A 23,309-nucleotide genomic window follows, 5' to 3' on the forward strand; every position below is an offset into this window, starting at 1 on the left:
CACGTTTGGGGACCGAGCGATGGAACTGATCTGGGAGACCGGCCGGGAGTTCGTGCTGGCCCGGTATGTGGCGTCCCATCAACAGCTGCTCTTCCGCAGCGACAAGGGGATGGGCGGCGCGTCGCGGATGGAGATCCTGTTCGGCCCCGTCCAGTACCTGAGCCTCGGCTGCGACGTCTATGAGCACTTCAACATCTTCGGTCTCACGACCGAGGAGCTTGCCCGGTACTCGGGCGGGTTGTACGAGGCGCCACCGGAGAGCTGCAAGATCTACGGGCTCGGAGGAACGGAGATCCGGGGCCTGGTCGTCGCTCCCGGATACGTCAGTACCGAGGACGACGGCATGTACTGGGAGCCGAGCACGCTGCTCCGCTTCGACTCCTGACAGCCGAGGTCCGCACGCGTGACGGCGCTCGGCCGGGTTCTCCCCGGCCGGGCGCCGTTCGTCGTTCCAGAGCGCGCAGGAGGCGTTGATCAGGGCGGTGCCGGTGCCGGTGCCGGTGCCGGTGTCGGTGTCGGCCTGGCCCGTGGTGCCCTGCGCCAGGTGGTACCCGTTGTTGGCGTGTGCGACCTGCTGGGACGGCCCCCCGTGCGGCCGGTCAGGCCACCGGCACCAGGGTGAGATACGCGAGGCCCAGCACACCTCGGTAGCCGCGCAGCCAGGTCGACCGGTGCCGGTCGACCCTCTCCCGGGTCTCGGCGGCGAGCGGGTGGGTGTCGTTGGCGGCCAGCCACTCCTCCACGTCGCACTGGTAGCCGGACTCGAACTCCTCCCACTCGTCGGCATCGGCCGTCTCGATCCAGGAGGGGCGGAACCCGGCGGCGACGGCGAGGTCGACGAGTCCGGCCAGGTCGTACTGCTCGCCGGCGGTGGCTCCCGGCCACATGGCGGCGAGTTCGGCCTCCGTCGGCGGCCGCTGCCAGAAGCCCTCGCCGAGCACCACCCGCCCGCCCGGCCTGACCAGCCGGCGCAGCGCGTGCAGGGCCGCGACGGTGTGGTGCGGCGCCTCGGCCTCGCTGAGCGCGTGGCTCGCGCCCAGGCAGAGCACCAGGTCGGCGGGTTCGCGCGCGGTGCCGACCGCCGACTCCTCGGCGAACCGGACGCGGTCGGCCAGCCCGCGGGCCCGGGCGTTCTCGCGTCCGCGGGCGAGGTCGGCGGCGTTGAGATCGAGGCCGAGGCCGGTGGCACCGGGGGTCGCTGCGAGGACGCGGAGCATCAACTCGCCCCAGCCGCAGCCGATGTCCAGGACGGTTGCGGGCGCGGCCCGGCTCAGCCTGCTGGTCAGCTGTGCGGCACGGGCCTCGGAGAGCGGGCCGTGGAAGGTGAGCCGGGTCAGGCGCGGCGGGAGATCGGTGTCGTCCATGGGGCGCACGGTAGACCGGCGCAGTCCGGATCGGCAGCGAATTTCCGCCTGCCCGGGGTCGGTGTGGCGGACGGCTGGGGTCGGTGTGGTGCGGCGAACGGCCGGGGTCGGTGTGGCGCGGCGCGGCGCGGCGCGGCGGACGGCTGGGGTCGGTGTGGTGCGGCGAACGGCTGGGGTCGGCGCGGCGAACGGCTGGGCTCAGGCGATCGTCGGGACCATCCGGTGCAGGCCCTTGCGGTCGTAGTAGCGGGTGACGGCCAGTCCGAAGACCAGCGCCAGCACCACAGCGATGGCGATCATCACCCAGGCGCGGACGAGTCCGGCGTCGGCGCGGGCGTCGAAGTAGAGGATCGCCCGGGTGCCGTCGCTGAGTTGGCGCATCGGCTCGAAGACGGCCAGCCAGCGGTAGAAGGTCGGCAGCGCCTGCAGCGGGATCGTCGCCCCGGAGGAGGGCAGGGCGACCGCGACGAAGACGAACATGCTGACGAGCTGTCCGATACCGCCGAACGCGGCGTTGATGGCCTGCACGCCCAGAGCCACCGCCGAGGTCGCGCAGAACGAGAAGACCCAGAGCAGCGGGAGGTGCGAGGCGTCGATGCCGATGATCGCGATGCCGCCGACCATCACCAGCGAGGAGGTCACCACGGCGAGCCCCACCGACATGCCCCACTTGGCGAGCAGCGTCTGGGTGCGGTTGATCGGCACCACCGGGCGGCGGGTGTGCCAGGGGCCGAGCTCGCTGTCGGCGTAGCCGAGGCCGACGTCGATGCCGTTGCTGATGATGTTGGCGCCGAGGAAGCCGGAGAGCACCAGCAGCAGGGTGTAGTAGAACGCGGTCAGGCCCAGCCCGCTGTGGGAGCCGATCGGGTGGCCGACCTGGACCACGACGGTGATCGGGTCGGCGAGCAGCAGACGCGCCGCGCCGCTCTGGGTTCCGCTCTGCGCGCCGCTCTGCGTTCCGTTCGGTGCGCCGCCGGGGCCGCTCGGGGGCGATGAGGCGGCGGCCGTCAGCGAGGCGCCGAGCTGGAGCGAGGCCTGGTGGGCGGCCGTCTGGGCGATCGAGCTGGCCAGCGAGGAGGCCAGGCTGCCCACCCCGGGGTTGGTCAGCACTTTCACGGTGGGGCGCGCGGGCGGCTGGGGCCCGGTGGCGCCGAGCCCGGTCACCGCCGTGGTGAAGCCGTCGGGGACCTCCAGGACGCCGTCCAGCTTTCCCGAGGCCAGCTGCTGCTGGGCGCCCGCCGGGTCCAGCACCCGCCAGGAGACCTGCTCCTTCGGGTCGGGAGCACCGGCGATCCCGGCGGTGAGCTGGGCGCCGAGGTTCGCCGGGTGGCCGGGCAGGGGCGCGCCGCGGTCGGCGTTGACCAGGCCGATGGGCAGCCGGTGCAGGTTGCCGTTCGGGTCCGCCACACCGCCCAGGTAGAGCAGCGACAGCAGCAGCGACAGCAGGGCGACGATGCCGCCGGGGAAGTACCAGACCTTCGGGTTGCGCAGCACCTGTCCGGCGCGCACCTGCGTCGGTGCGGGGTGGGGCGGAGTCGTCATGCTGCTGCTCCCGGTGGCATCGGTGCGATCCACCGGCAAGCTAGCCGCCCCGGCCGCCCGCCGCCCCGTGACCCGCCCGCCCGTCGGCCGCCGTGCCCCGGGTGGCTGAGCGTGCGGTGCCGGGGCGGGCGGGGCCGAGGCGGCGGCCGGCCCCGCCCGGGCGGCTGGCGGGGCTGGTGGGGCCCAGGGTCAGCCGGTCTGCTCCTGTTCCGCCTCCACCTGGGCGTTCCAGTCGCGCTTGGCCGCCCGCCAGGCCTCGTCGCTCTGGCCGAACCGCCAGTAGCCCGAGATCGACAGCCGCTCGCGCGGGACGCCCTGCTCCACGCGCAACTGGCGCCGCAGCTCCTTCACGAAGCCTGCCTCGCCGTGCACGAAGGCCGACACCGTGCCGGCGGGGAACTCCAGCGCGCGCACCGCCTCGACGAGTGCCTCGCCCACCGGGCGCTCGCCGCGGTGCAGCCAGGTGAGTTCGACGGCGGCCGGCGAGACGATCTTCTGCTCCTCCGCCGGGTCCGAGACCTCGACGAAGGCGTGCACCACGGCGCCGGCCGGCATCCGCTCCAGCGCCGCCGCGATCGCGGGCAGGGCGCTCTCGTCGCCCGCGAGCAGGTGCCAGTCGGCGTCGGACTCCGGCGCGTAGCCGCCGCCGGGGCCCTGGAACAGCACCGTCTCGCCGGGCTGCGCCTTCGCCGCCCACGGCCCCGCCAGGCCCTCGTCGCCGTGCACCACGAAGTCGACGGTCAGTTCGCGCAGCGCCGGGTCCCAGGCCCGCACCGTGTAGGTCCGGGTGACCGGCCACTGCTCGCGCGCGAACTCCTCGCGGATCCGCGCCAGGTCGAAGGGCTGCGGGTAGCTCACGCCCGCGGGGGCGAAGAGCACCTTGATGTAGTGGTCGGTGAACTCGGTGGCGTCGAAGTCGTCGAGCCCCGCGCCCCCGAGGACCAGGCGCACCATGTGCGGCGTGATCCGCTCGGTGCGCAGTACCTGGGCCTCGCGGGCGCGTGGTGCTCTGCGGGTCGGCTGCTCTGTCATGGGATCCCCCCGGGATGAGTAGTTAGGCTTACCTAACTTAACACTCCCGCCGGGTTCCACACTCCCCCCGGTGTCGTGGCGACTGGCCGGACAGCCCTTACTGGCCGGACAGCCCTTACCGGCCAGACGGGCCTTACCGTCCGGACGGGCCTTGCCGACCGGACAGCCCTTACCGCCCGGCCGCGTAGCCCTGCATGCCGCGCGGGTTCGCCGCGGCGGACAGGATCCCGGTCCGCGGATCGCGGGCCACCGCGCAGAGCCTGCCCTCGCTCCATGCCCCGGCGACCTGCACCCGGTGCCTGCGGCGGCGCAGTTCGGCGATGACGTCGTCGCCGATCCGGGCTTCGACGGTGACCCGGGCCGGATGCATGGCGTGCGGGTGGAACGAGGACGGGAAGCTCTCCTGGTGCCAGTTCGGGGCATCGATCGCGCCCTGCAGGTCGAGGCCGCCGCGCACCGGGGCGCGCAGGGCGACGGCGAGGAAGAAGTGCAGGCTCCACTGGTCCTGGGCGTCGCCTCCCGGGGTGCCGAAGGCCAGCACCGGCTCGCCGTCGCGCAGCGCCAGCGAGGGGGACAGCGTGGTGCGCGGACGGCGGCCGGGGGAGAGGGAGTTGGGAAGCCCCGGTTCGAGCTGGGCCATCTGCAGGCGGGTCCCGAGCGGGAAGCCGAGCTGCGGGACGACGGGACTGGACTGCAGCCAGCCGCCGCTGGGCGTGGCCGAGACCATGTTGCCCCAGCGGTCGACCACGTCCAGGTGGCAGGTGTCGCCCTTGGTGGCACCGTCGGCGGCGATGCTGGGCTCGCCGATGCTCGGTTGGCTGACGGTCGGTTCACCGGTGCCGGGTGCTGTCGCCGACCCGCCGAGGCGGGGCGCGTCGAGGGCGCGCCGGCCGAGCCGGGGCAGTCGGCCGCCGGGGCGGCCAGGGCGCAGCTCGGCCGAGGCGAACTCACCGATCAGCGACCGGCGTTCGACGCTGTAGGCGGGGTCGAGCAGCTCGGCCACGGTGACCTCGGCAGGCCCGGCGTTGTCCCCGTACCAGGCCTCCCGGTCGGCCATCGCCAGCTTGCCGCCCTCGATCAGGGTGTGCACGAACGCGGCGTCCCCGTAGGCCGGGGATCCGCTGCCCTGCCCGAACTCATGGGGCAACAGGGCGAGTTGCTGGAGGAAGACCGGGCCCTGGCTCCACGGCCCCGGCTTGCAGACCGTCCAGCCGCGCCATTCGTAGCTCACCGGCTCCTCGTACGTCGCCTCGAAGGCGGCGAGGTCGGCGCCGCTGAGCACCCCCGCGTGCGGTTCGCCGGAGGTGTCCATCGCCGGGCGCGCGGCGAACTCGGCCAGCGCCGCCGCGATGAACCCCTGCCCCCAGACCCGCCGCGCCGCGTCGATCTGCTGTTCGCGCCCGGCCCCGGCGGCCTCCGCCTCGGCCAGCAACCGCCGCCAGGTGGCGGCGAGTGCGGGATTGCGCAGCAGTGCCCCGGGCGCGGGCGGGCGGCCGTCCGGCAGGTAGAGCGCGGCGGAGCTGGGCCAGTGCGTCTCGAACTGCTCGCGCACCGCCGCGACCGCCGCCCCGACGGCCGGCACCGCCGGGTGCCCGTCCGTCGCATAGCCGATGGCGTAACGCAGCACCTCGGACAGGTGCTTGGTGCCGTGGTCGCGGAGCAGCAGCAGCCAGGCGTCGAACGCGCCGGGGACGGCGGCGGCCAGCGGTCCGGTGCCGGGCACGTCCGTCAGCCCGAGCGAGGTGTAGTGCTCGATGGTGGCCCCGGCCGGCGCCCCGCCCTGTCCGCACAGCACCTGCGGTCGACCGCCGGCCGGGGCGAGGATGATGGGCACCTCGCCGGCCGGGCCGTTCAAGTGCGGCTCGACGACCTGCAGCGTGAAGCCCGCGGCCACGGCGGCGTCGAAGGCGTTGCCGCCGTCCTCCAGCACCGCCATCGCCGCGGCCGTGGCCAGCCAGTGGGACGAGGCCGCCATGCCGAAGGTGCCCTGCAGGGTGGGTCGGGTGGTGAACACTGCGACTCCTCGTGATCAGGTCTGGCCCCCGTGCTCGGAGATGACTACCCAGCGGCGCGCCGCCCTGCGCGTGCGGGAACGCTCCGTCCGGTGCGGGCGTTGACCGTGGTGCGGGGGCGTTGAGCCGAGCGAGGTTGGGGCGGGAGACGGAATCGGGGCCGTCGAGGGCGCGTGACCTGGCGCTTTGGGACAGAACCGGGACACCGTCACGGCTCTGTCCCGGGGGGCGTTCATGGCTGGACGGTCTCTGACGGCGCGTGGAAGTCTTCTGGTTGTTCGCGGCGGGGAGCTGCGGTCCACCACCACTCACGGGAGATCTTCAGATGCGTGTTCAGCGTGCCCTGGCGGCAAGTGCGGTCGTGGTCGTGGCAGGGCTCGGCATGACGGCCTGTCAGGACGACGTGACCGTCTCCGCCAGTTCGAACGGTGGCCAGACGGCGTCGGCGCCGAGCACGGGCAAGGCTTCGGGCGGTACCGGAGGCGGCTCGTCCGCCACCGGCACCGCCACCGGCACCACGGGCTCGTCCTCGGGCGGCGCCGGGACCAAGGCCCCGTCCTCGGGCGGCACGGGCGCCAAGACCCCCGCCGCCTGCACCACGAGCAACCTGATCCCCGACGTCTCGGCGGGCAGCCCCGCGCCGGCGGCGGACGGCAACCTGTCGGTCACCGTCACCCTCGTCAACAAGGGCGACACCTGCTCCCTGTACGGCTTCGCGGGGGTCGACCTGGCCATCGGCGGCAAGACCACCGAGGTGCCGCGCGGTTTCAAGCAGCCGGGCACCGTCACCCTCGCCAAGGGGGAGGGCAGCATGTTCACCATCTCGTACCGCCCCAGCCCCAAGGGCCACCCCGGCACCAAGGTGACCACCATGACGATCACCCCGCCCGGGGAGACCCACTCGGTCAAGATGAACTGGCCGGGCGACGAGCTCGCCGCAGGTGCGGACGCCGGCGGCACGGACACGCTGTACCTGGAGCCGGTCGTCAAGAGCTGACCCATGGTCAGGCGGCGATCCATGGTCGGGCGGCGGTCCATGGTCCGGCAGCGATGTGTCGTCAGGCAGTGATTTGTTCGCCAGGCGGTGATGGCTCGGCGGTGGCCCCCGCAGCGGTCGATCGTGTCCAATCTGGCAGGATCGGGGCCATGCTGACTCCTGGTGCCCGCCGATCGGCCAGTGCGGCGAGGCCGCTGATGCTCACCGTGCTCACGTCCGTCACCGCGCTCACCGCGCTCGTGCTGGCGGGCTGCGGGACGACGCGGGTGACCACGGCGGCGGACACGGGCACGTCCACGGCGTCCACGGCGTCCACGGCGTCCACGGCGTCCACGGAGGCCTCTGCGAAGGCTTCCGCCTCGGCTGAGCCGGGCGACGTGCGGTGCCCTGGTGAGACCCCCGCGCCGTCCGCCTCGCCGTCCGCAGCGGCCTCCGGCTCCGCCGACCGGCCGGACCGGGACGCGCCGCCCAACTACGCGGACAACCACGCTTTCCAGGAAGCCTTCCCGCTGCTCGGCCAGGACCGCTGCAAGGGGCTGGCCGAGGTCAAGCGGATCGCCGCGGCGCTCGAACCGCTGCGCACCGCACAGGACTTCGTCCCCGGCGACGCCCAGAGCCGGCTCGCCGCTCTCGGCTACGCCCCCGGCAAGCTCCGCGTCCAGGAGAACGGCTCGACGGGCGTGGGCTACACCGTCGACCTCGCGCCGGTCTGCCTGGAGGGGACGATGACCCCGACCGGTGTCCGGACCGTGGCGCACGGCGGCTACCCGGACGGCACCGGCTGCTCGATGCCGCGCGGCGGGCACTGACCGACGCTCCCGGGGGAGGGGAGGACGGGGCTCCGCCGAGAGCCCGCGTCGAGACCCGCTGCCCGTTTCGCCGAGGGGCTCGGGCCGCTGCGAGCTCCTGTTGGATAGCCTGGGGCGGTGACTTTCGAAGGCTGGCAGGACGAGGCGCTGGAGTTCTACGAGCGTCTGGAGACCGACAACTCGAAGACCTTCTGGAGCGAGCACCGGGAGGTCTACGAGCGCGCGGTGCGCCAACCGATGGCGGAGCTGCTCGACCGGCTGGAGCCGGAGTTCGGCTCCGGCAAGATCTTCCGCCCCAACCGGGACATCCGGTTCAGCGCTGACAAGACGCCGTACAAGACGCATATCGGCGCCTTCCTGGAGGTCGGCGGCTACATCCAGCTCTCCGCCGACGGACTGGCCTGCGGCAACGGCATGTACCACCTGGCCACCGACCAGTTGGAGCGCTACCGAGCCGCAGTGGCCGAGGACGTGACCGGCGCCGAGTTGGAGCGGGTGATCGCCCGGGTCACCAGGACCGGCCCCGTGGTCACCGGGCGCGACGCGCTGAAGACCGCACCGCGCGGCTACCCCAAGGACCATCCGCGGATCGCGCTGCTGCGCAACAAGGGCCTGATCGCCTGGCAGGAGTGGGAGCCCGCCGACTGGCTGGGGACGTCCGAGCCCTACCGGCGGGTCACCGCCTTCCTGCGCGCCTCGCAGCCGCTGAAGGACTGGCTGGACGGCCACGTCGGCCGCAGCGAACTCCCACCGCGCTGAGGTCGCTGGGCTGAGGCCGCTGCGCTGAGGCCGCTGCGCTGAGGCCGCTGCGCTGAGGCCGCTGCGCTGAGGTCGCTGGGCGGCCGCCGTCCGGAGGGGGCGACGACGGTCACGCGCCGCGCCGGTGCACGGCCTCCAGGGTGGCCAGTTCCGTCTCGCTGAGGCGCAGCGCCCCGGTGGCCACGTTGGCGACCAGGTGATCCGGGTTGCCGGTGCCCGGGATGGCCAGCACGTGCGGGCCGCGGTGCAGCGTCCAGGCGAGCCTGACCTGCGCCGTGCTGACCCCACGCTCCCGGGCGACGGCCAGCACCTCGGCGTCGGCTTCGCCCAGCGCGCCCGCCTGGCCGCCGGTGCCGGCGATCGAGTAGAACGGCACGAAGGCGATGCCCTGGTGGCCGCAGTCGCGCAGGAAGTCGTCGTGGTCGGGCCGGATGCCCAGCCCGTAGCGGTTCTGCACGCAGACCACGGGCGCGATGGCCCGGGCCTCGGTGAGCTGGTGCGGGTGGATGTTGGAGAGCCCGAGATGGCGGATCAGCCCGGCCGTGCGCAGCTCGGCCAGCGCCCCGAAGCGCTCGGCGATCGAGTCGGTGCCGAGGATCCGCAGGTTCACCACGTCGAGGTGGTCGCGGCCGAGTTGGCGCAGGTTCTCCTCCACCTGGCCGCGTAGCTGCTCGGGCGTGGCGTGCGGGAGGAACTCGCCCGAGGGGCTCCGGCTCGGCCCGACCTTGGTGGCGATGACCAGGTCGTCCGGGTAGGGCGCCAGCGCCCGGTTGATCAGCTCGTTGGCGGAACGCAGCGGCGAGAAGTAGAAGGACGCCGTGTCGATGTGGTTCACCCCGAGCTCGACCGCGCGGCGCAGCACCTCGATCGCCTCGGCGCGGTCACTCGGCACCGCGTCCTCGGCGAACGCCTCGCCGTACTGCGTCAGGCGCATCGCGCCGAAGCCGATCCGGTTGACGGTCAGGTCACCGAGCTGCCAAGTACCCGAGGATGTTGCTGTCGTGATGGCTGCTGAAGTCATGATCGGATGATCGCGAGGGGGAGAGGGAACAGCTATTGATTAAGCAATGACAGAATCCAGACTCTGTCAGCTGATCCCTGATACATGCCTTCTGTCCGCTGTCCGCTGTCCGCTGTCGTCTGACCTCTGACCGCTGCTCTCTGTCCCCTGCTTCCTGCTTCCCGAGGAGTGGTCGTCGTGCCTGCGGAGCTGGCGTTCTCGGCGAACGACCTGGCGCAGATGCGCTTCGCCGTCTCGCCCATGTGGGAGCTCGGGACCAGCTTCAAGCTGCTGAACTCAGGGGCCGCGCACCCCGTGCACCAGCGCTGGATCGACCAGGTACGCCCCCGGGCGGTGGCCGCCGGGCTGGACCAGGGGTGGCTCGCCGAGCTGATCCGGCCCGCGGCGTACGTCCCCGACTTCCTCAACCCGGCACCGGCGGGACCGGCCCCGATGCTGGCCGCCGAGCTGACCGGGATCCTCGCCACCCCCGCCGAGCGGGTCCGTCAGGACCTCGACCGTCTGCGGCAGGAACAGGGCCCGCTCGGTCCACGCCTGCGAGCACTGCACGCCCAGCCGGCCGCCCACCTGCTCCGGGTCACCGAGGAGATCCAGACCTACTGGGAGCTCGCGCTGGCGCCCTACTGGGCGCGGATCCGCGCGGTGCTGGACGCGGAGGTCTTCCACCGGGCCCGGCAGGTCGCCGAGCACGGCGCGGTCCACCTCCTCAACGACCTGCACGCATCCGTGGGGTGGGACGACAACGTGCTGCGCCTGAGCCGTCGGAGCAACCCGCTGTCGCGTACAACGGCCGGTGCCGGGCTGGTGCTGATCCCCTCGGCCTTCAGCGGACCGGTTCCGCTTACCCGGGTGACACCGCCGGAGCCGCCCCAACTCGCCTACCCGGCACGTGGGGTGGGTTCGCTCTGGGAAGTGCGGACGGTCACCGGCAGCGCCGCCATCGCCGCCGTTCTCGGCCGCTCGAAGACCCTGCTGCTCGCCGAACTCGACACGCCGGCTTCCACCACCGACCTGGCCCGCCGCACCGGCCTCTCCGCCCCCGCCGTCTCCCAGCACCTGACGGCCCTGCGCGACGCGGGCCTGACCAGCGCCCACCGCGCCGGCCGCTCGGTGCTCTACGCCCGCACCGCGGTGGCCGAGTCGCTCCTGGCCGCTGCCGATGCAATTCCGAGCGGTGGCAAGCCGGTGCGACCAGGGCCTGCCTGGAGCTGTGATCAGTGGTGGGGAGAAGAGTTGGAGGGATGACGATCGGGCTGGTAGCTTGCAGTCGACCGAGACACCGCCCGAGGAGGTGAGACCCATGAACGCTGTATCGATGTGGGTGCTCCCCCTTGCCGTCACGGTCGGGCGATTGACGTAGGTGTCGCCGGGAGCGCCTCGACAACAAGGCACTCCCGAAAGGCAACACCCGTGCATTCTCTGCAGTTCACCGCCGAGTCGTCGTCGAACGGCATGGTCGAGCGCGACTTCACCGTGGGTGACGTCCCCGGTGTCCTCTGGTCGCCGGCCTCCAAGGCAGCCGATCGCGCGCCCCTGGTCCTGATGGGTCACGGCGGCGGCGCCCACAAGAAGCATCCGGCGATGGCGGGCCGGGCCCAGCGCCTCGTGACCGGCTGCGGATTCCATGTCGCCGTCATCGACGCGCCCGGTCACGGCGACCGGCCGCGTACCGCGCACGACGAGCAGGAGATCGCCGAGCTGCGCAAGGCGCAGGCGGCGGGCGAGCCGGAAGGCCCGATCGTCGTCCGTTACAACGCCCGGCTGGCGGAGCTCGCCGTGCCCGAGTACCGGGCGACCCTGGACGCCCTCCAGGAACTCCCGGAGATCGGCACCGAGGGGCCGGTCGGCTACTTCGGCATCGCCATGGGCACCGCGATCGGGGTGCCGCTGGTGGCGATCGAGCCCAGGATCACGGCCGCGGTCTTCGGCCTGATGTGGCCCGATGCCCTGGTCGAGAAGGCGCAGCAGATCACCATCCCGATCGAGTTCGCCATGCAGTGGGACGACGAGCGCATCCCGCGCGAGGCCGGCCTCGCGCTGTTCGACGCCTTCGCCTCCAAGGAGAAGACGTTGCACGCCAACGCGGGCAAGCACTTCGAGTTCCCCAGGTTCGAGGCCGACAGCGCGGCCCGGTTCCTCGCCCGGCATCTTGGCCGGGCGGCCAACTCACCGGCCTGAGGCGAGCGGTAGCGGCGTCCGGTCCACCCATCGGGCGCCGCTACCGCGAGCCGGGCCCGGCGGCGCCGACGCGGCCGCCGGCGCTCGGCCCGCTCTCACCTCGCCAGCATGAGGGCCTGTCCGGCGGAGCTCGCCGGACAGGCCCCTGTCCCCTGGCCCTGAGAAGGGCCCGGAGGGATCAGCGCTTGAGCGTGAAGGTGAAGTCGCCGGAGAGCTTGCCGCTCAGTCGGACTGTCGAAACGAGCTTCCCCTCCGCGATCAGCCTCTCGACCTCGGCCCGCGACAGACCGCAACCTTCAGCGATCAGTCGTACCGGCCGGACAGGGATCCGTGCCGCAAAGCGGACCGAGACGTCGATCACCTCGTGGTCCAGTCGATCTGATCCGCCGGTGTCGAGGCGCCAGGCGTTGTCCCAGTCGAGGGCCATGCGGTTGCGGTGCTGCACGACCGGATCCTGGAGCAACTCGGCTGCCAGGCCAGGGTCGTTGCCATGCAGCCGGTCCAGCAGCTCAGGTCGTATCGAGCGCACATTCATCCGCTCCAGGACCGTGAGCCTTGCGGTGCCCCCACACGCGGTACAGAGCGCGAGGAGCCAGGCGTCGAGGACCTTGTGGTTCGCGTTGACGCGAAACTTGCCGTTTGCCCGAAGGCGCCCGGACGCGCACGCGTGGCAACGGCGGAGGACGAGCGGCAGGCAGGTGGGCATGACCACCCAGGTTTTGAGCACAGAAGTACACCGGTTCCAGTGAGAAGTCCGCAGCAAGAAGCAGCGCGGCGCACAAGCGCGACGCGCAACGAATCAGCACTCGGGAGGTCTCACAGGGTGTACAACGGTGTGTCCTTGGCTGGACGATGTGGTTCGGCAGCACGGTAGTGGCGCACGGCGGCGCCGTTCCACCGGTTTTCGGCCGCCCAGCCTCGTGATGCATTGCTCCTACCAGTTCGGCAGGCCAGCACCGAAGAATCGGATTCCCCGGACAAGCAGTCGGTCCAGAGGGGCACCATGGATGCCCCTGCACGATCTCGCAACCCTATGCGGAGAGTGGGCCAGCATGTCGCTACGGTTCATCGCAAAGGATCCTGACTCGCCGGACGGGGACTCGCCGACGGTGTGGGTGGATGAGGAGAACAACGACCTGGTGATCCAGGGGTGGAAGGCCGACGACGACACCGAGGCCGAGTGCCGCACGGTCGGCAACATCCCGGACCATGAGGCCGTGGTCCGAGTGCCTGCACGGCTTGCGCAGGCGATCAGGGAGGCTTGTGATGTCGCAGAGCGGGGCACGGATTGACGAGCTGCTGAGGCGCGCCCAGTACTCAGCAGTACACCTGGAAATGCGGGACGGCTACATGCAGGACGACCCGGCCCTTCACGCGTGGCGGTCCGGACACAGGCTGGTCCCGGAAGACCGGGCGTCCTGGTGGCGGCCCTGGCTGGACGTGATCGCCGAGGCGGTCGGCCGAGGCGTCGAGATCCGGCGAGCGCGGATCGTCTCCGAGCCGGTGAGCGAGTACATCCGCTATGAGTACGACGTGACGTTCCCCAACGTCGCGGCGGGCGAGCAGGTCCGCTGGCTACCGAGGCGCAACGCGTCCGATATCAGCCTGCCAGGTAACGACTTCTGGCTGTTCGACGCCAAGCTCGTGCGGTGGGGGCACTTTTCCGGTGACGGGGATTCCCTCGGGGGCGAGCTGACTGAGGACTCGGCAGCGGCCCAGCTCTGTGCTGCAGCGTTCGAGACCGTGTGGGCAAGGGCAATCCCGCACGACAAGTACAGCGTCTGAACCATGGCAGAAGGTATTGAGCGCCGGATCCATCACCCATGTCCTACACGCCGTCATCAAGCGTCGTCGCCGCCCGTAAGGCCCTGGCCGTGCGTCTCCAAGATCTTCGGAAAGACGCGGGCCTTACCGGGCGCAGGCTCTCGGAGCTGTGCGGCTGGAAAGCGTCCAAAACGTCGCGCATTCAGGATGGGCAGGCCGCGCCGTCGGAGGCTGACATTCGGGCGTGGTGTCATGTGTGTGGCGCGGACGAGCAGGCGGACGAACTGATCACGGCCTCCCGGGCCGTCGATTCCATGTACGTCGAGTGGCGCCGCATGGAGCGCTCCGGGCTCCGCCAGGCCCAGGAGTCGGTGTTCGACCTCTACCAACGCACGCGTTCGTTTCGGGTCTATGCCAGCCGAGTTGTGCCCGGCATGCTCCAGACCCGCGCATACACCACGGCGGTCCTCAGGGCCGTACAACGTTCCCGTGTCACGGTAGATGACGTTGAGGCGGCGGTGGACTCCCGGATGGAGCGTCAGCGCATTCTGTTCTCCGGCGGCAGGACATTCGCTCCGGTCATCGAAGAGAGCATTCTGCGAGGTGCTGTCTGTGACCCGGATGTCATGGCCGGCCAGCTCGGGCACTTGGTCACGATCAGCACGCTGGCGAGCGTCAGTCTCGGAGTGATCCCTCTGGCGACCGGACGCACCCGATCGCCGGCTGAGGACTTCTACATGTTCGACGATGTTCAGACCTCAGTCGAACTCGTATCTGGCTACCTGAGGTTGACGCAACCCAACGAGCTCTCCATGTACGCCCGGACGTTCAGCGAGCTATCGGCGATGGCTGTCTACGGGGCGAAGGCCCGCGCTTTGATCACATCGGCGATCAACTCTCTCGGGTGACCCACTCGCAATTAGTCGCAAGCTCATGGAACGCGGCCTCTGCCGCTCCCTACCGTCTACCTCACAGCCATTCGACGCATGGAGGTACGCACCATGAGTGAAACCGTCACGCCTGTGTCGGCGGGGATCGACCCGTGCACCCTCATCCTCCCGGAGGTCCGCGCCCTGATCATCACCACGATGCGGGCGCAGCACCCGAAGGTGACCGAGGAGCGCGCGGAGCGGGGGGTCGGGCAGATGGCGGCGTTCCTGATCGCCTGTGCCACCAGCGACCGGCCGCTGAGCCCGTCGCCGGAGGTGGACGACTACTGGCACGCTTTCGTTCTCAACACCGAGGCGTACATGACGTGGTGTATGTCCTCGTTCGGCAAGATGATGCATCACAAGCCTGGCTACCTGGACCCGGAAAAGCACGGTGGAGGCAAGGTACTGCGGGCCCGCGCCATCGACGCCATCGCCGACCTGGGGCTCCTGCTCGAACCGGACTTCTGGCCGGAGATCGAGTTGGCGAACTGCTCGCAGTGCCACGCGAACTGCTCTGACAGCCCGTTCACGGGCAAGTAGGGCTGACGTAGCACACCCGGCCGGTGCCCCGAACTGGGGCACCGGCTGAACCCGTTCAGGCTAAGGAACATCAGTGACGTCACAGCGAACCGAATGGGCCCAACTCCCCAGAGAAGCAAGGGAGGTCGTTCAGGAGCACATCGGTCCGGTGCTCAGCGTGCGGAGCGCGGAGGCAGGAGTCATGTCAGCCTTCGCCAGCCTGTTGGACACCCGATCCGGCCCCGTCTTCGTCAAAGCGACCCCGGCGGACAGCCCCATGGCGTGGACCTACCGACACGAAGCACGAGTGACTGCTTGCGCCCCGCTGGCCCCGCCGGTGCTCTGGCAAGCCGAAGGCGGGGGCTGGCTGCTGTATGGGTACGGCGCACTCACGGGCCGGCATCCCAGCCTCGCCCCCGACTCGCCGGACCTACGCCCGCTCGTCCACACCCTGACGGTCGTGTCGGGTCACTCCTGGCCGACCGAGATCAGTAAGAAGCCGCTGAGCGACAGGCTGGCCCGGTTCGTGCCCTCTGGTGAGGAGGGGGCATTGGACGGCCACAACCTGGCCCACACCGACGCGGGGGAGTTCAACCTCCTGGTGACCGGCTCCGGGATCCGGCTGATCGACTGGGCTCTGTCCTGCCCGGGGCCGGAGTGGACGGACGCCGCCCTGCTGGTGCCGCGCCTGATCGCTGCGGGGCACACGCCCAGCCAGGCGGACAACGTGGCCCGGCACGTACCGGCCTACCGCGACGCGGACCCCGCGCGGCTGGCTGTCTTCGCCCGGACCATCCACGCGTTCTGGGCGAGCCGTACCGCTGAGGACCCGCTGCCACAGCGGGTGAAGCTCACAGAGGCGGCGGAGCGGTGGACGCGCCTGCACGGCTAGCGGAGAGAGGCACTCCTGCTGCCCGCCCCAGGAGTGACGGCCTGCTCGCCGGACCCACGTCGAAGCCGTGGACGACGGACGAGACGCATTCGCGCATCCAGACCCGCTGACCAGCCCACAGACTCCCGCCGTGCTTCTTGGCCGTTCTCACGGCGGGCCAAGGGGTCGTGGCGCGATCACGGCCCAGCGGAACCCTCGCGCCGGCCGGCCGGCGCGAGGGCGCACAGCCCCCAGCCCGGTGGAAAGGGTCATCGCCGGGCCGGGCCGCACCACCCCGCAAGACTGCTCACCCGCACCTGGGCGAGCAGAGCCACCCCGATGGGAGAGGCACATGAGCACCACCACCATCAAGCCCGGTGACCAGGAGGTCACCAACCTGACGCGCCGCCTGGACCACTCGGTCCCGGACGGCGACTTCGCCCCGGTGGACGCCGAAGTCTGACCGCAGTTCCGAACTGATGCCGGTTAGTTGACGGCATGGGCGGGTCGGCTCGGATGATCACCCGAGCCGACCCGCCGCGCGGCGACGCACACACCCCAATCAAGGAGAGTCCGCATTGAAGACCGCCATCGCCCCCCGCGTCCCCACCGGCTCCTTCTTCGACCTCGACCGGAAGGACCCGGACCTGATCCGTCTGCGCGAGGTGGGCGCGGAGAGCGCTCTGCCGTTCGCCCTGATGGAGCGCCTGGTGAAGTCGGGCACACGCTACGCGGAGCACGCCCGCTCCCTGCGCAGTGACAACGTGACCGTGGCTGGGGCGAACTTCGACTGGTTCGAGGCCGAGCTTCCCGGCGAGATCAACCTGACGGACTACGAGATCGTCCAGCACACCGACGAGCGCCGCGCGGCGCTGACCCAGGCCCTGGACCGCCTGTCGCTGGTCCACCCCGAGGGATTCGCCCGTGTGTGCGAATTCGTTCGCTCTTCCTGGCGGAGAACATCCTGCACGAGGGCACCCACCCCGGCTGTCCGCTACCTCATGCGCGAACTTGAACTCCTGAGTGGGCAGTTCTCCCCGCACGGGGTGGATCTGCTGGCCGACTTGCGCCACCAGACCGACCAGCTGTAGTGCCATGCTGAGCAGAACCGAACGAGGGAGGGTCCAGTGCTCCAGCACCTCATCACACAAGACACCGGCCTGCGGATGGTCCCCACCGACCGGGACGAGTTGACCACCGCGGTCGACCAACTCCGCGAGTAGCTGCGGGCCTTGCCCGAAGGGGCCGATCTCGCCAGGGCTCGGGTCCTGACCAGGTGGATCGGCATCGGCCAGATGAGCCTGGGCAACCATGGCGAGGCCCGTACGTTCCTCCGGCAGTCGCTCGATCTGGCCGCAGCCATCGGCAACACCCGGGCCGTCGTCGCCACCGGGCTCAATCTCGGCGATGCACACCGGTATGCCGGCGACATTCAGGCTGCGGACGCGCTCTACCGCAGCGCGCTGGACACCGCGCGAGGCCAGCACCCAGAACTCGTCGACTTCGCCCTCCAGCACTTCGGCAAGCACCTCACGGAGCAGGGCAACCTCGCTCCGGCCCGTGCCCACCTGGAAGAAGCGCTGAGCCTGCGGCTCGCCAAAGGTGAGCCAGAGCTGATCGACTCCACCAAGGCCGCACTCGACCGTGTCGCGCTGCTGATCGACCAGGCCAACGCCAAGGCATCAGCGGGAGACGGCGGGACACCGAGCCAGTGGAGTGGTCGGTGGACCTCATGGCTCCAGTCGCGCACCACGGCCCGGACACCGGCCCGGTGGGCAACGGACTTCCCCGCTCTCCGGGATGCTGTGCGCGGGCTCACCGCACACCAGCGCGGGCACCCGCGCCATCTGCGCGATCAGTCGTTCCCCGCTGAGCTGGTCGCCGCTATGGCGGAAGAGGCCGAGAAGGCCGTAGCCGCTGACGGATACCTCCACAACGGCAAGTGGAACGCGGCCGTCGGCAACGCCGCGAAGCGCTTCGCCGGACAGGTCGATCTCGCCGCTGTCGTAGCGCGGTCCACCGGTCTGGAGGTTGAGCAGCCGCACACCGGCGTCTACATCGCGTACCTGGAGGAAGGGCAGTTCCTCGACTTCCACGTGGACGAGTTCGGCTTCGGCGAGGCCAACCTGATCCTGTGCCTCAAGCACGAGCGCCCCACCGGTGCGCCCAGGGTTAGCACCACCGTCTTCATCAACACCGACGGCTACCTCGAATGCGATCTCGCCGCAGGTGACTGCGTCGTATTCGACGGCGCGCTCACGCCGCACGGCCGTACGCCCCTCAGCGCCGGAGAGAGCGTCACCCTCATCAGCTTCGGCTTCCGCGCACGTGACCAGGCTCCGCGCACGATCACGAACCTCCCACCGGTCCCTGGGTAGTGCCGGTGTGTTCAGCCGATCTGGCCGCGCTGCCGGTCGTCATCGGGCGGTACAAGGGGGAGCTGTGAGCAAGGTTGAGCTGACGACAGCGGTGTGGTTCAAGTCCAGTCACAGCAATGGGCAGCAAGCGTGCGTGGAGGTCGGCGCCGGCCTGGTGGGCGCCGTACCCGTGCGGGACAGCAAGGATCCGCACGGGCCCGCGCTGGTCTTCGGGCCGGCGGCCTGGCGGACGTTTGTGACGGTGATGCGAGCTGGGGGCTTCTCCGGCGACTGCTGAGCCGGTTCTGAGAGGGCGGTTTGTGAGTATTTGACTGGTCTGGTGTCACCTGATGGTGTGACTGTGGACTGGGGTTCGCTCGCTCGGCGTCGCTGCTCTGCTGGGGTGGCGGCGTGAGTGAACGCAAGCCGTACCCAAGCGACTTATCCGACGAGCAGTGGTCGTTGATCGAGCCGGTCATCACAGCATGGAAGGACCGGCATCGGTCGGTGAGCGGCCATCAGGGCGCTTATGCGATGCGGGAGATCGTGAACTCGATCCTCTACCAGGGCAGAACCGGCTGCCAGTGGGCCTACCTGCCGCACGACCTCCCGCCGAAGAGCGGCGACGTACTACTACTTCGCAGCCTGGCGCGATGACGGGACCGACCAGGTCATCCACGAACTCCTGCGCTGCCAGGTCCGCGAGCGGGCCCGCCGATTAGAGGACCCGACCCTGGTGGTCCTGGACACGCAGAGCGTCCATGTGGCCGCCGGGGTCCCCGCCTCCACGACCGGCCTGGACCCGGCGAAACGGGTGCCTGGTCGCAAACGGGCCCTGGCCGTCGACGTGTTGGGCCTGGTCATCGCCGTCATCGTCCTGGCCGCGAGCACGCACGACAACGCCGCGGGCATCGCCCTTCTGGACCAGGTCGCCGAACACGCCGGCGGCACCGTCCGCAAGGCCCTGGTCGACCGGGGCTTCAAGAAGCAAGTGGCCGCGCACGGCGCCGGCCTGGGCATCGACGTCGAAATCGTCGAGCGCAACCCGCAGGACAAGGGGTTCGTTCCGCAGCCGAAACGCTGGAGGGTCGAGCAGACCTACGGGATCCTGGTCCTGCACCGGCGCCTGGTCCGGGACTACGAGCACCGACCCTCCTCCTCCGCCTCCCGCGTCTACTGGGCGATGACTCAGGTCATGGCCCGTCGCCTCACCTGCGCGAACACGCCCACCTGGCGCGACCCGCAGGAGGTGACGGCGTGAGCATCCAGCCCCTCCTCGACGCGCTCGACCTCCAAGAAGACGCCGCCCGGGCCCTGGCCGACGACCTCCGCGGCCAGATCCAGGAACTGCAGGGCCGACTGCGGGACGCCGAGACCCAGCTCGAACACCTCGCGATCACCCGCAGGACCGTGACCGCCCTCGCCGACCGCCTCCCGGCCCAGACCACCCCGCCCGAGCACCCGGACTACCCCCGCATCATCGCGCTCTTCAACGAGGCAGCCGGCCCTCTGCGGGCCCGTGACGTCTGCGGAGCCCTCGGCCATGAACCACTGCCGAAGAACATCGAAGGCACTCGCGCCAAGCTGAAACGCCTCGTCAAACTCGACGTCCTCATCGAAGTCGACGCCGGCAGCTTCACCAAGAAGCAGTAGCCGACCGAGCCCCGCGACCAGCAGTCCTGTCCTGCCTCACTTCGAAACGGACATCAAATCTCGAACCGCCCTCTCAGGCCCGCCACTGCTCGCCGCTGGGCCATTCAGACGACTGTCCTTGCACTTACTATCTCCTTTCCGCGAGGCTTGCCTCAGGGGCGGAGCGCACATCGCTCTCGGCCCCGGCCCTTCACGTGAGTGGGACCGTCGGCTTGTAGTGCGACGACAGGCCCGCCCGCCACGAGGCCCGGATCGAAGGCGGTCTCCCCTTGACCCCCTCCCGGGAAGGGCCGTACAGAACCGCATTCGAGAACAAGAGGGCAGGATCGAATGACCGGCATCACAGGCGCGTGGGTATACAAGAGCGGCGCAGTGGGGTTCAGGCGCGGCACCGAGGTGCACGTCACCGACTGGGGCCAGGGGACCACCAAGGCGCTCAATGACCTGATCAACGAGCTGCCCTGGGCCAACCCTGACTGCGTGTTCCACTGGCACAACAGCGGCGCCTACGGCGTCATCCAGGGCGACGAGACCTACATCAGCGACTCGCCCGGCATTCGCAAGACCCACGACCAGTGGCCCAGCCTCCCCAACGACTGGACTGACGGCATCACGGACGCGTGGGTGTACGAGAGCGGCGCAGTGGGGTTCAGGCGCGGCACCGAGGTGCACGTCACCGACTGGGGCCAGGGGACCACCAAGGCGCTCAATGACCTGATCAACGAGCTGCCCTGGGCCAACCCTGACTGCGTGTTCCACTGGCAGAACAGCGGCGCCTACGGCGTCATCCAGGGCGACGAGACCTACATCAGCGACTCGCCCGGCATTCGCAAGACCCACGACCAGTGGCCCAGCCTCCCCAGCGGCTGGTAGACGCATCCCGGTGTAGAGAACGAACAGGATGCCCTGCAGGCACAGCCGGTCCGCCACGGGCCGCGGATCGGGAGACCGCTCAGGCCGGTCCGGCAGGACCGGCCCGAGCGGTGCCGTTGCTCGGCGACCTGCGGGCGCAGGCGGCGGCGCCGGCGGTAGCGCGAGAGCCAGCGCCCGTTCCCCATCAGCACCGGGTCCGGCTCACCGACGCGGACGAACTCCCAGTCGGCCGCGGCGCAGGCCCGCTCCGTCGCCTCGAACGCCTCGGCCGCGGGCCGGTCGATCCGATCGCCCGCCCGGACGTACATGACCCGGCCCCACCCGTTGGCCAGGCGCACGAAGTGGTCCGGCGCGTACCGGCGCTGGCGCTTCCCGTCGTGCCAGTGCAGCCAGAACGGCTGCGAGGCGATCCCGACCACCTGCGGATCGCGGTCCAGCAGGATCAGCCGGTCGCGCTCCAGCCACGACTCGTAGCCCACGTGGCCGCCCACCGTCGCCGAGAAGTACCAGCCCGCGAAGCCCTGGCCGCCCTTGGCCCAGTTGAACTTCCGCACCGGCTCGGCCGCCTCGAACCGCCGGTTCCACCCCTGCCCCAGCGGGAGCCGGCGGACCCCGTCGGCGTCCACGAAGCCGAGCTCGAACTCCGCCAGCACGGCATCGCCGTACGCCCCCGCAGCAACCCCCACCGCCTCCCGCCACCGGTCAAGACCAGGTGGCAGGAACCTACTGGTGGTCAAGATCGAATGGCAAACGGTCAGGCTCTCCTGTCAGAGGTCAGTCGCTCGGATACCGCTTGCGCTCACTCACCAATCCAGCCGGCACTCCGGACTGCCTTGATCAGCCGAGACGCCTCAACCCCAGACCATCAGGTGACGACAAATCAGCCATCACCTCACGAACCGCCCTCTGAGAGGACAGATGGCTCCTCGGCCCGTCGCGGGTCGAGGAGCCGTCATCTTTTGGCGTTCATCACGGAGTTCTCGGCTTGCTCGCGATCTGTTCTCGGTCTGTTCTGGATCACCGAGTCCGCCCCGATCGGCTGCTAGAAATTGGGCCTCGCCCCGGTTCCCGTCCCGCTGTCGGCCGCTTGACCGGCATGCGGGCCGAGTGCCGGGCCTTTCCAAGTGAGCAAGGAAGGGAGGTGGACCAGATGAAGAAGATCGCCATCCGGAAGGCCGGATCCGTGCGCCTCACCAGCGCGGTTGGCGCGCTGTACGGCGGCTGCGGCTGTCCTGCGTGATCGTCCGTCATATTGCTGGCCGGCGGTGGGTTCAGGGTCCGCCCGAACCCACCGCCGGTGACCGGCCGGGTGATCCGGTCGGCAGCCCACTGTCCGTCTTCCGCGCGGAGGAGCCATGCCAGACAGGCCTGCGGCGGTGGAACCCGGCGAGGTCCGAGGACCGGATGTGCCGGAGCAGCCGCTCGCCTTCCACCCGCTCACCTTCCTGCCCGAGGGCGAGGACGTGACCGTCGGGCGGCTGGACGAGGGGGAGTTCGTCGTTCTGCCGGCCGACGGCGCCGCGCTGTTGCGCCGACTGGTCGATGGACAGACCTGTGCGCAGGCAGCCCAGTGGTACCAGGAGACCTTCGGGGAAACGGTCGACATCGCGGACTTCGTCGCGGATCTCGGCGAGTTGGGATTCCTGCGCGGAGCGGACGAGCCCGACACCCCGCCGCCCGCCCCGGTGCGGTGGAGCCGTCTGGGCCGGGCGATCTTCTCCCCGGTCGGCGCGGTCGCCTATCTGGCTCTGATCGCCGGCTGGTTGGCCGCGATGGTGCGCACGCCCGCACTCGCGCCGAGCTACCACCATCTCTTCTTCACCCACTACATGTCGGTGCTGATGGTGTCGATGTACCTCAGCCAGATGCCGCTGGTGCTGCTGCACGAGGCCGCGCACGCGCTGGCCGGCCGCAGGCTGGGTCTGCGCTCCCGGCTCTCGGTGGGGCGACGGCTGTACTACCTGGTGTTTCTGACCGCACTGGACGGCCTGGTGGCGGTACCGCGCCGCAAGCGCTTCCTGCCCATCCTCGCCGGCATCCTCACCGACATCGCCGTCCTCGCCGGACTCACCCTGCTGGCCGCCGTCACCCGGCGCGGCGACGGTTCGTTACCGCTCGTGGGCGCCTTCGCGCTGGCCCTGGCCTACTTGACGGTGCTGCGGCTGCTCTGGCAGTGCTGGTTCTTCCTGCAGACCGACGTGTACTACCTGGTGGTCACCGTACTCGGCTGCGTGGACCTGCAGACGACCACGAGGCAACTGCTCGCCAACCGCTGGTGCATGCTGCTCGGGCGCCCCGCCCGGTTCGACCCGCAGGCCTGGCATCCGCGCGACCGGGCGGTGGCCCGGTGGTACGCGGTGCTGATGGTCGCCGGCTACGCCTTCTGCCTGGGCACGCTGGTGTTCGGCCTGTTGCCCAGTGCCGTGCGGGTGTTCGCCACGGTGCTGGCCCGGCTCTCCGAGCACGGCTCCCACAGCGCCGCCGGGCTGACCGACAGCGTGCTGTTCCTGCTGCTGAGTGTCGGCGAAGTCGTCGTGGCAGGCGGCCTGTTCCTGCGCGAACGGCGAAACCGGCGAGCCGTTCGGGCCGCGGCCACCGCTTCGTCCCCGTCCTGACGTCCCTGGAG

The 23,309-nt window shown here is 70.5% G+C and carries 24 protein-coding genes and 1 pseudogene; 18 read left to right on the forward strand and 7 right to left on the reverse strand.

Going from position 1 to position 23,309, the window contains the following annotated elements:
* Positions 1-19: 19 nt before the first annotated feature.
* Entirely contained in the window at positions 20-385 is a 366-nt protein-coding gene (locus ACFZB9_RS10320) for a hypothetical protein (RefSeq protein WP_391445552.1), read from the forward strand.
* A 214-nt stretch (positions 386-599) separates the two neighbouring features.
* On the opposite strand, the gene ACFZB9_RS10325 is transcribed toward ACFZB9_RS10320, so the two are convergent.
* The 4 genes from ACFZB9_RS10325 to ACFZB9_RS10340 all read right to left on the reverse strand — a co-directional run bounded on the left by ACFZB9_RS10325 (position 600) and on the right by ACFZB9_RS10340 (position 5,952).
* Positions 600-1,364 (reverse strand): SAM-dependent methyltransferase, encoded by a 765-nt coding sequence (locus tag ACFZB9_RS10325; protein ID WP_391445554.1) that lies wholly within the window; start codon positions 1,362-1,364, stop codon positions 600-602.
* Positions 1,365-1,562: 198 nt separating this feature from the next.
* On the reverse strand, positions 1,563-2,906 hold the full coding sequence (locus tag ACFZB9_RS10330; protein ID WP_391445556.1) for a DUF3533 domain-containing protein: 1,344 nt from the start codon (positions 2,904-2,906) through the stop codon (positions 1,563-1,565).
* A gap of 189 nt (positions 2,907-3,095) precedes the next feature.
* Positions 3,096-3,938 (reverse strand): siderophore-interacting protein, encoded by an 843-nt coding sequence (locus tag ACFZB9_RS10335; protein ID WP_391445558.1) that lies wholly within the window; start codon positions 3,936-3,938, stop codon positions 3,096-3,098.
* A gap of 169 nt (positions 3,939-4,107) precedes the next feature.
* Entirely contained in the window at positions 4,108-5,952 is a 1,845-nt protein-coding gene (locus ACFZB9_RS10340) for a gamma-glutamyltransferase family protein (protein WP_391445559.1), read from the reverse strand.
* Between the two features lie 323 nt (positions 5,953-6,275).
* Here ACFZB9_RS10340 and ACFZB9_RS10345 point away from each other — a divergent pair, with 323 nt between their 5' ends.
* From ACFZB9_RS10345 to ACFZB9_RS10355, 3 genes are all read left to right on the forward strand, one after another.
* Positions 6,276-6,947 (forward strand): DUF4232 domain-containing protein, encoded by a 672-nt coding sequence (locus ACFZB9_RS10345; RefSeq protein ID WP_391445561.1) that lies wholly within the window; start codon positions 6,276-6,278, stop codon positions 6,945-6,947.
* Between the two features lie 149 nt (positions 6,948-7,096).
* Positions 7,097-7,756 carry a hypothetical protein gene (locus tag ACFZB9_RS10350; protein ID WP_391445562.1) on the forward strand — a complete coding sequence of 220 codons (660 nt, stop codon included), beginning with the start codon at positions 7,097-7,099 and terminating at the stop codon, positions 7,754-7,756.
* A 117-nt stretch (positions 7,757-7,873) separates the two neighbouring features.
* Positions 7,874-8,515: a DUF2461 domain-containing protein gene (locus ACFZB9_RS10355; RefSeq protein ID WP_391445564.1), complete on the forward strand. Its 642-nt coding sequence runs from the start codon at positions 7,874-7,876 to the stop codon at positions 8,513-8,515.
* A 109-nt stretch (positions 8,516-8,624) separates the two neighbouring features.
* Here the strand turns inward: ACFZB9_RS10355 and ACFZB9_RS10360 are convergent, their stop codons facing one another.
* A complete protein-coding gene (locus ACFZB9_RS10360) occupies positions 8,625-9,536 on the reverse strand; it encodes an aldo/keto reductase (protein ID WP_391445566.1) in 912 nt (303 codons plus the stop codon).
* A gap of 177 nt (positions 9,537-9,713) precedes the next feature.
* Here ACFZB9_RS10360 and ACFZB9_RS10365 point away from each other — a divergent pair, with 177 nt between their 5' ends.
* Entirely contained in the window at positions 9,714-10,781 is a 1,068-nt protein-coding gene (locus ACFZB9_RS10365; protein WP_391445568.1) for an ArsR family transcriptional regulator, read from the forward strand.
* Between the two features lie 165 nt (positions 10,782-10,946).
* Positions 10,947-11,714 carry an alpha/beta hydrolase gene (locus ACFZB9_RS10370; protein ID WP_391445570.1) on the forward strand — a complete coding sequence of 256 codons (768 nt, stop codon included), beginning with the start codon at positions 10,947-10,949 and terminating at the stop codon, positions 11,712-11,714.
* Positions 11,715-11,892: 178 nt separating this feature from the next.
* On the opposite strand, the gene ACFZB9_RS10375 is transcribed toward ACFZB9_RS10370, so the two are convergent.
* On the reverse strand, positions 11,893-12,420 hold the full coding sequence (locus tag ACFZB9_RS10375) for a DUF1062 domain-containing protein (RefSeq protein WP_391445572.1): 528 nt from the start codon (positions 12,418-12,420) through the stop codon (positions 11,893-11,895).
* A gap of 346 nt (positions 12,421-12,766) precedes the next feature.
* Between ACFZB9_RS10375 and ACFZB9_RS10380 the strand changes: the two genes are divergently transcribed.
* The 11 genes and pseudogenes from ACFZB9_RS10380 (at position 12,767) to ACFZB9_RS10430 (ending at position 20,683) form a co-directional block, all read left to right on the forward strand.
* Positions 12,767-13,006 carry a hypothetical protein gene (locus ACFZB9_RS10380; RefSeq protein ID WP_391445923.1) on the forward strand — a complete coding sequence of 80 codons (240 nt, stop codon included), beginning with the start codon at positions 12,767-12,769 and terminating at the stop codon, positions 13,004-13,006.
* Complete coding sequence (locus ACFZB9_RS10385) at positions 12,981-13,499, forward strand: DUF6879 family protein (RefSeq protein WP_391445573.1); 519 nt, start codon at positions 12,981-12,983, stop codon at positions 13,497-13,499. The genes ACFZB9_RS10380 and ACFZB9_RS10385 overlap by 26 nt, the downstream gene beginning before the upstream one ends.
* 38 nt (positions 13,500-13,537) lie before the next feature.
* A complete protein-coding gene (locus ACFZB9_RS10390) occupies positions 13,538-14,386 on the forward strand; it encodes a helix-turn-helix domain-containing protein (RefSeq protein ID WP_391445575.1) in 849 nt (282 codons plus the stop codon).
* A gap of 93 nt (positions 14,387-14,479) precedes the next feature.
* A complete protein-coding gene (locus ACFZB9_RS10395; protein WP_391445577.1) occupies positions 14,480-14,950 on the forward strand; it encodes a glycine-rich domain-containing protein in 471 nt (156 codons plus the stop codon).
* A gap of 439 nt (positions 14,951-15,389) precedes the next feature.
* Entirely contained in the window at positions 15,390-15,821 is a 432-nt protein-coding gene (locus ACFZB9_RS10400) for a hypothetical protein (RefSeq protein WP_391445579.1), read from the forward strand.
* Positions 15,822-16,378: 557 nt separating this feature from the next.
* A complete protein-coding gene (locus ACFZB9_RS10405) occupies positions 16,379-16,891 on the forward strand; it encodes a hypothetical protein (RefSeq protein WP_391445581.1) in 513 nt (170 codons plus the stop codon).
* 141 nt (positions 16,892-17,032) lie between these two features.
* The gene (locus ACFZB9_RS10410; RefSeq protein ID WP_391445583.1) at positions 17,033-18,178 is read left to right on the forward strand and encodes a tetratricopeptide repeat protein; all 1,146 of its coding nucleotides are present in this window, start codon (positions 17,033-17,035) and stop codon (positions 18,176-18,178) included.
* A gap of 64 nt (positions 18,179-18,242) precedes the next feature.
* Positions 18,243-18,455 carry a DUF397 domain-containing protein gene (locus ACFZB9_RS10415; RefSeq protein ID WP_391445584.1) on the forward strand — a complete coding sequence of 71 codons (213 nt, stop codon included), beginning with the start codon at positions 18,243-18,245 and terminating at the stop codon, positions 18,453-18,455.
* A gap of 113 nt (positions 18,456-18,568) precedes the next feature.
* Positions 18,569-19,418, forward strand: a pseudogene (locus ACFZB9_RS10420) (IS5 family transposase).
* A complete protein-coding gene (locus tag ACFZB9_RS10425; protein ID WP_391445586.1) occupies positions 19,415-19,810 on the forward strand; it encodes a hypothetical protein in 396 nt (131 codons plus the stop codon). Before ACFZB9_RS10420 ends, ACFZB9_RS10425 begins: the two are co-directional and overlap by 4 nt.
* Before the next feature lie 372 nt (positions 19,811-20,182).
* On the forward strand, positions 20,183-20,683 hold the full coding sequence (locus ACFZB9_RS10430) for a hypothetical protein (RefSeq protein WP_391445588.1): 501 nt from the start codon (positions 20,183-20,185) through the stop codon (positions 20,681-20,683).
* On the opposite strand, the gene ACFZB9_RS10435 is transcribed toward ACFZB9_RS10430, so the two are convergent.
* Positions 20,614-21,420 (reverse strand): TnsA-like heteromeric transposase endonuclease subunit, encoded by an 807-nt coding sequence (locus ACFZB9_RS10435; protein ID WP_391445590.1) that lies wholly within the window; start codon positions 21,418-21,420, stop codon positions 20,614-20,616. The genes ACFZB9_RS10430 and ACFZB9_RS10435 overlap by 70 nt on opposite strands.
* Positions 21,421-22,038: 618 nt before the next feature.
* Here ACFZB9_RS10435 and ACFZB9_RS10440 point away from each other — a divergent pair.
* Positions 22,039-23,298: a hypothetical protein gene (locus tag ACFZB9_RS10440; protein WP_391445592.1), complete on the forward strand. Its 1,260-nt coding sequence runs from the start codon at positions 22,039-22,041 to the stop codon at positions 23,296-23,298.
* The last annotated feature ends 11 nt before the right edge of the window (positions 23,299-23,309 follow it).

It is taken from the genome of Kitasatospora sp. NPDC008050, from assembly GCF_042957465.1.
Classification (GTDB): domain Bacteria; phylum Actinomycetota; class Actinomycetes; order Streptomycetales; family Streptomycetaceae; genus Kitasatospora.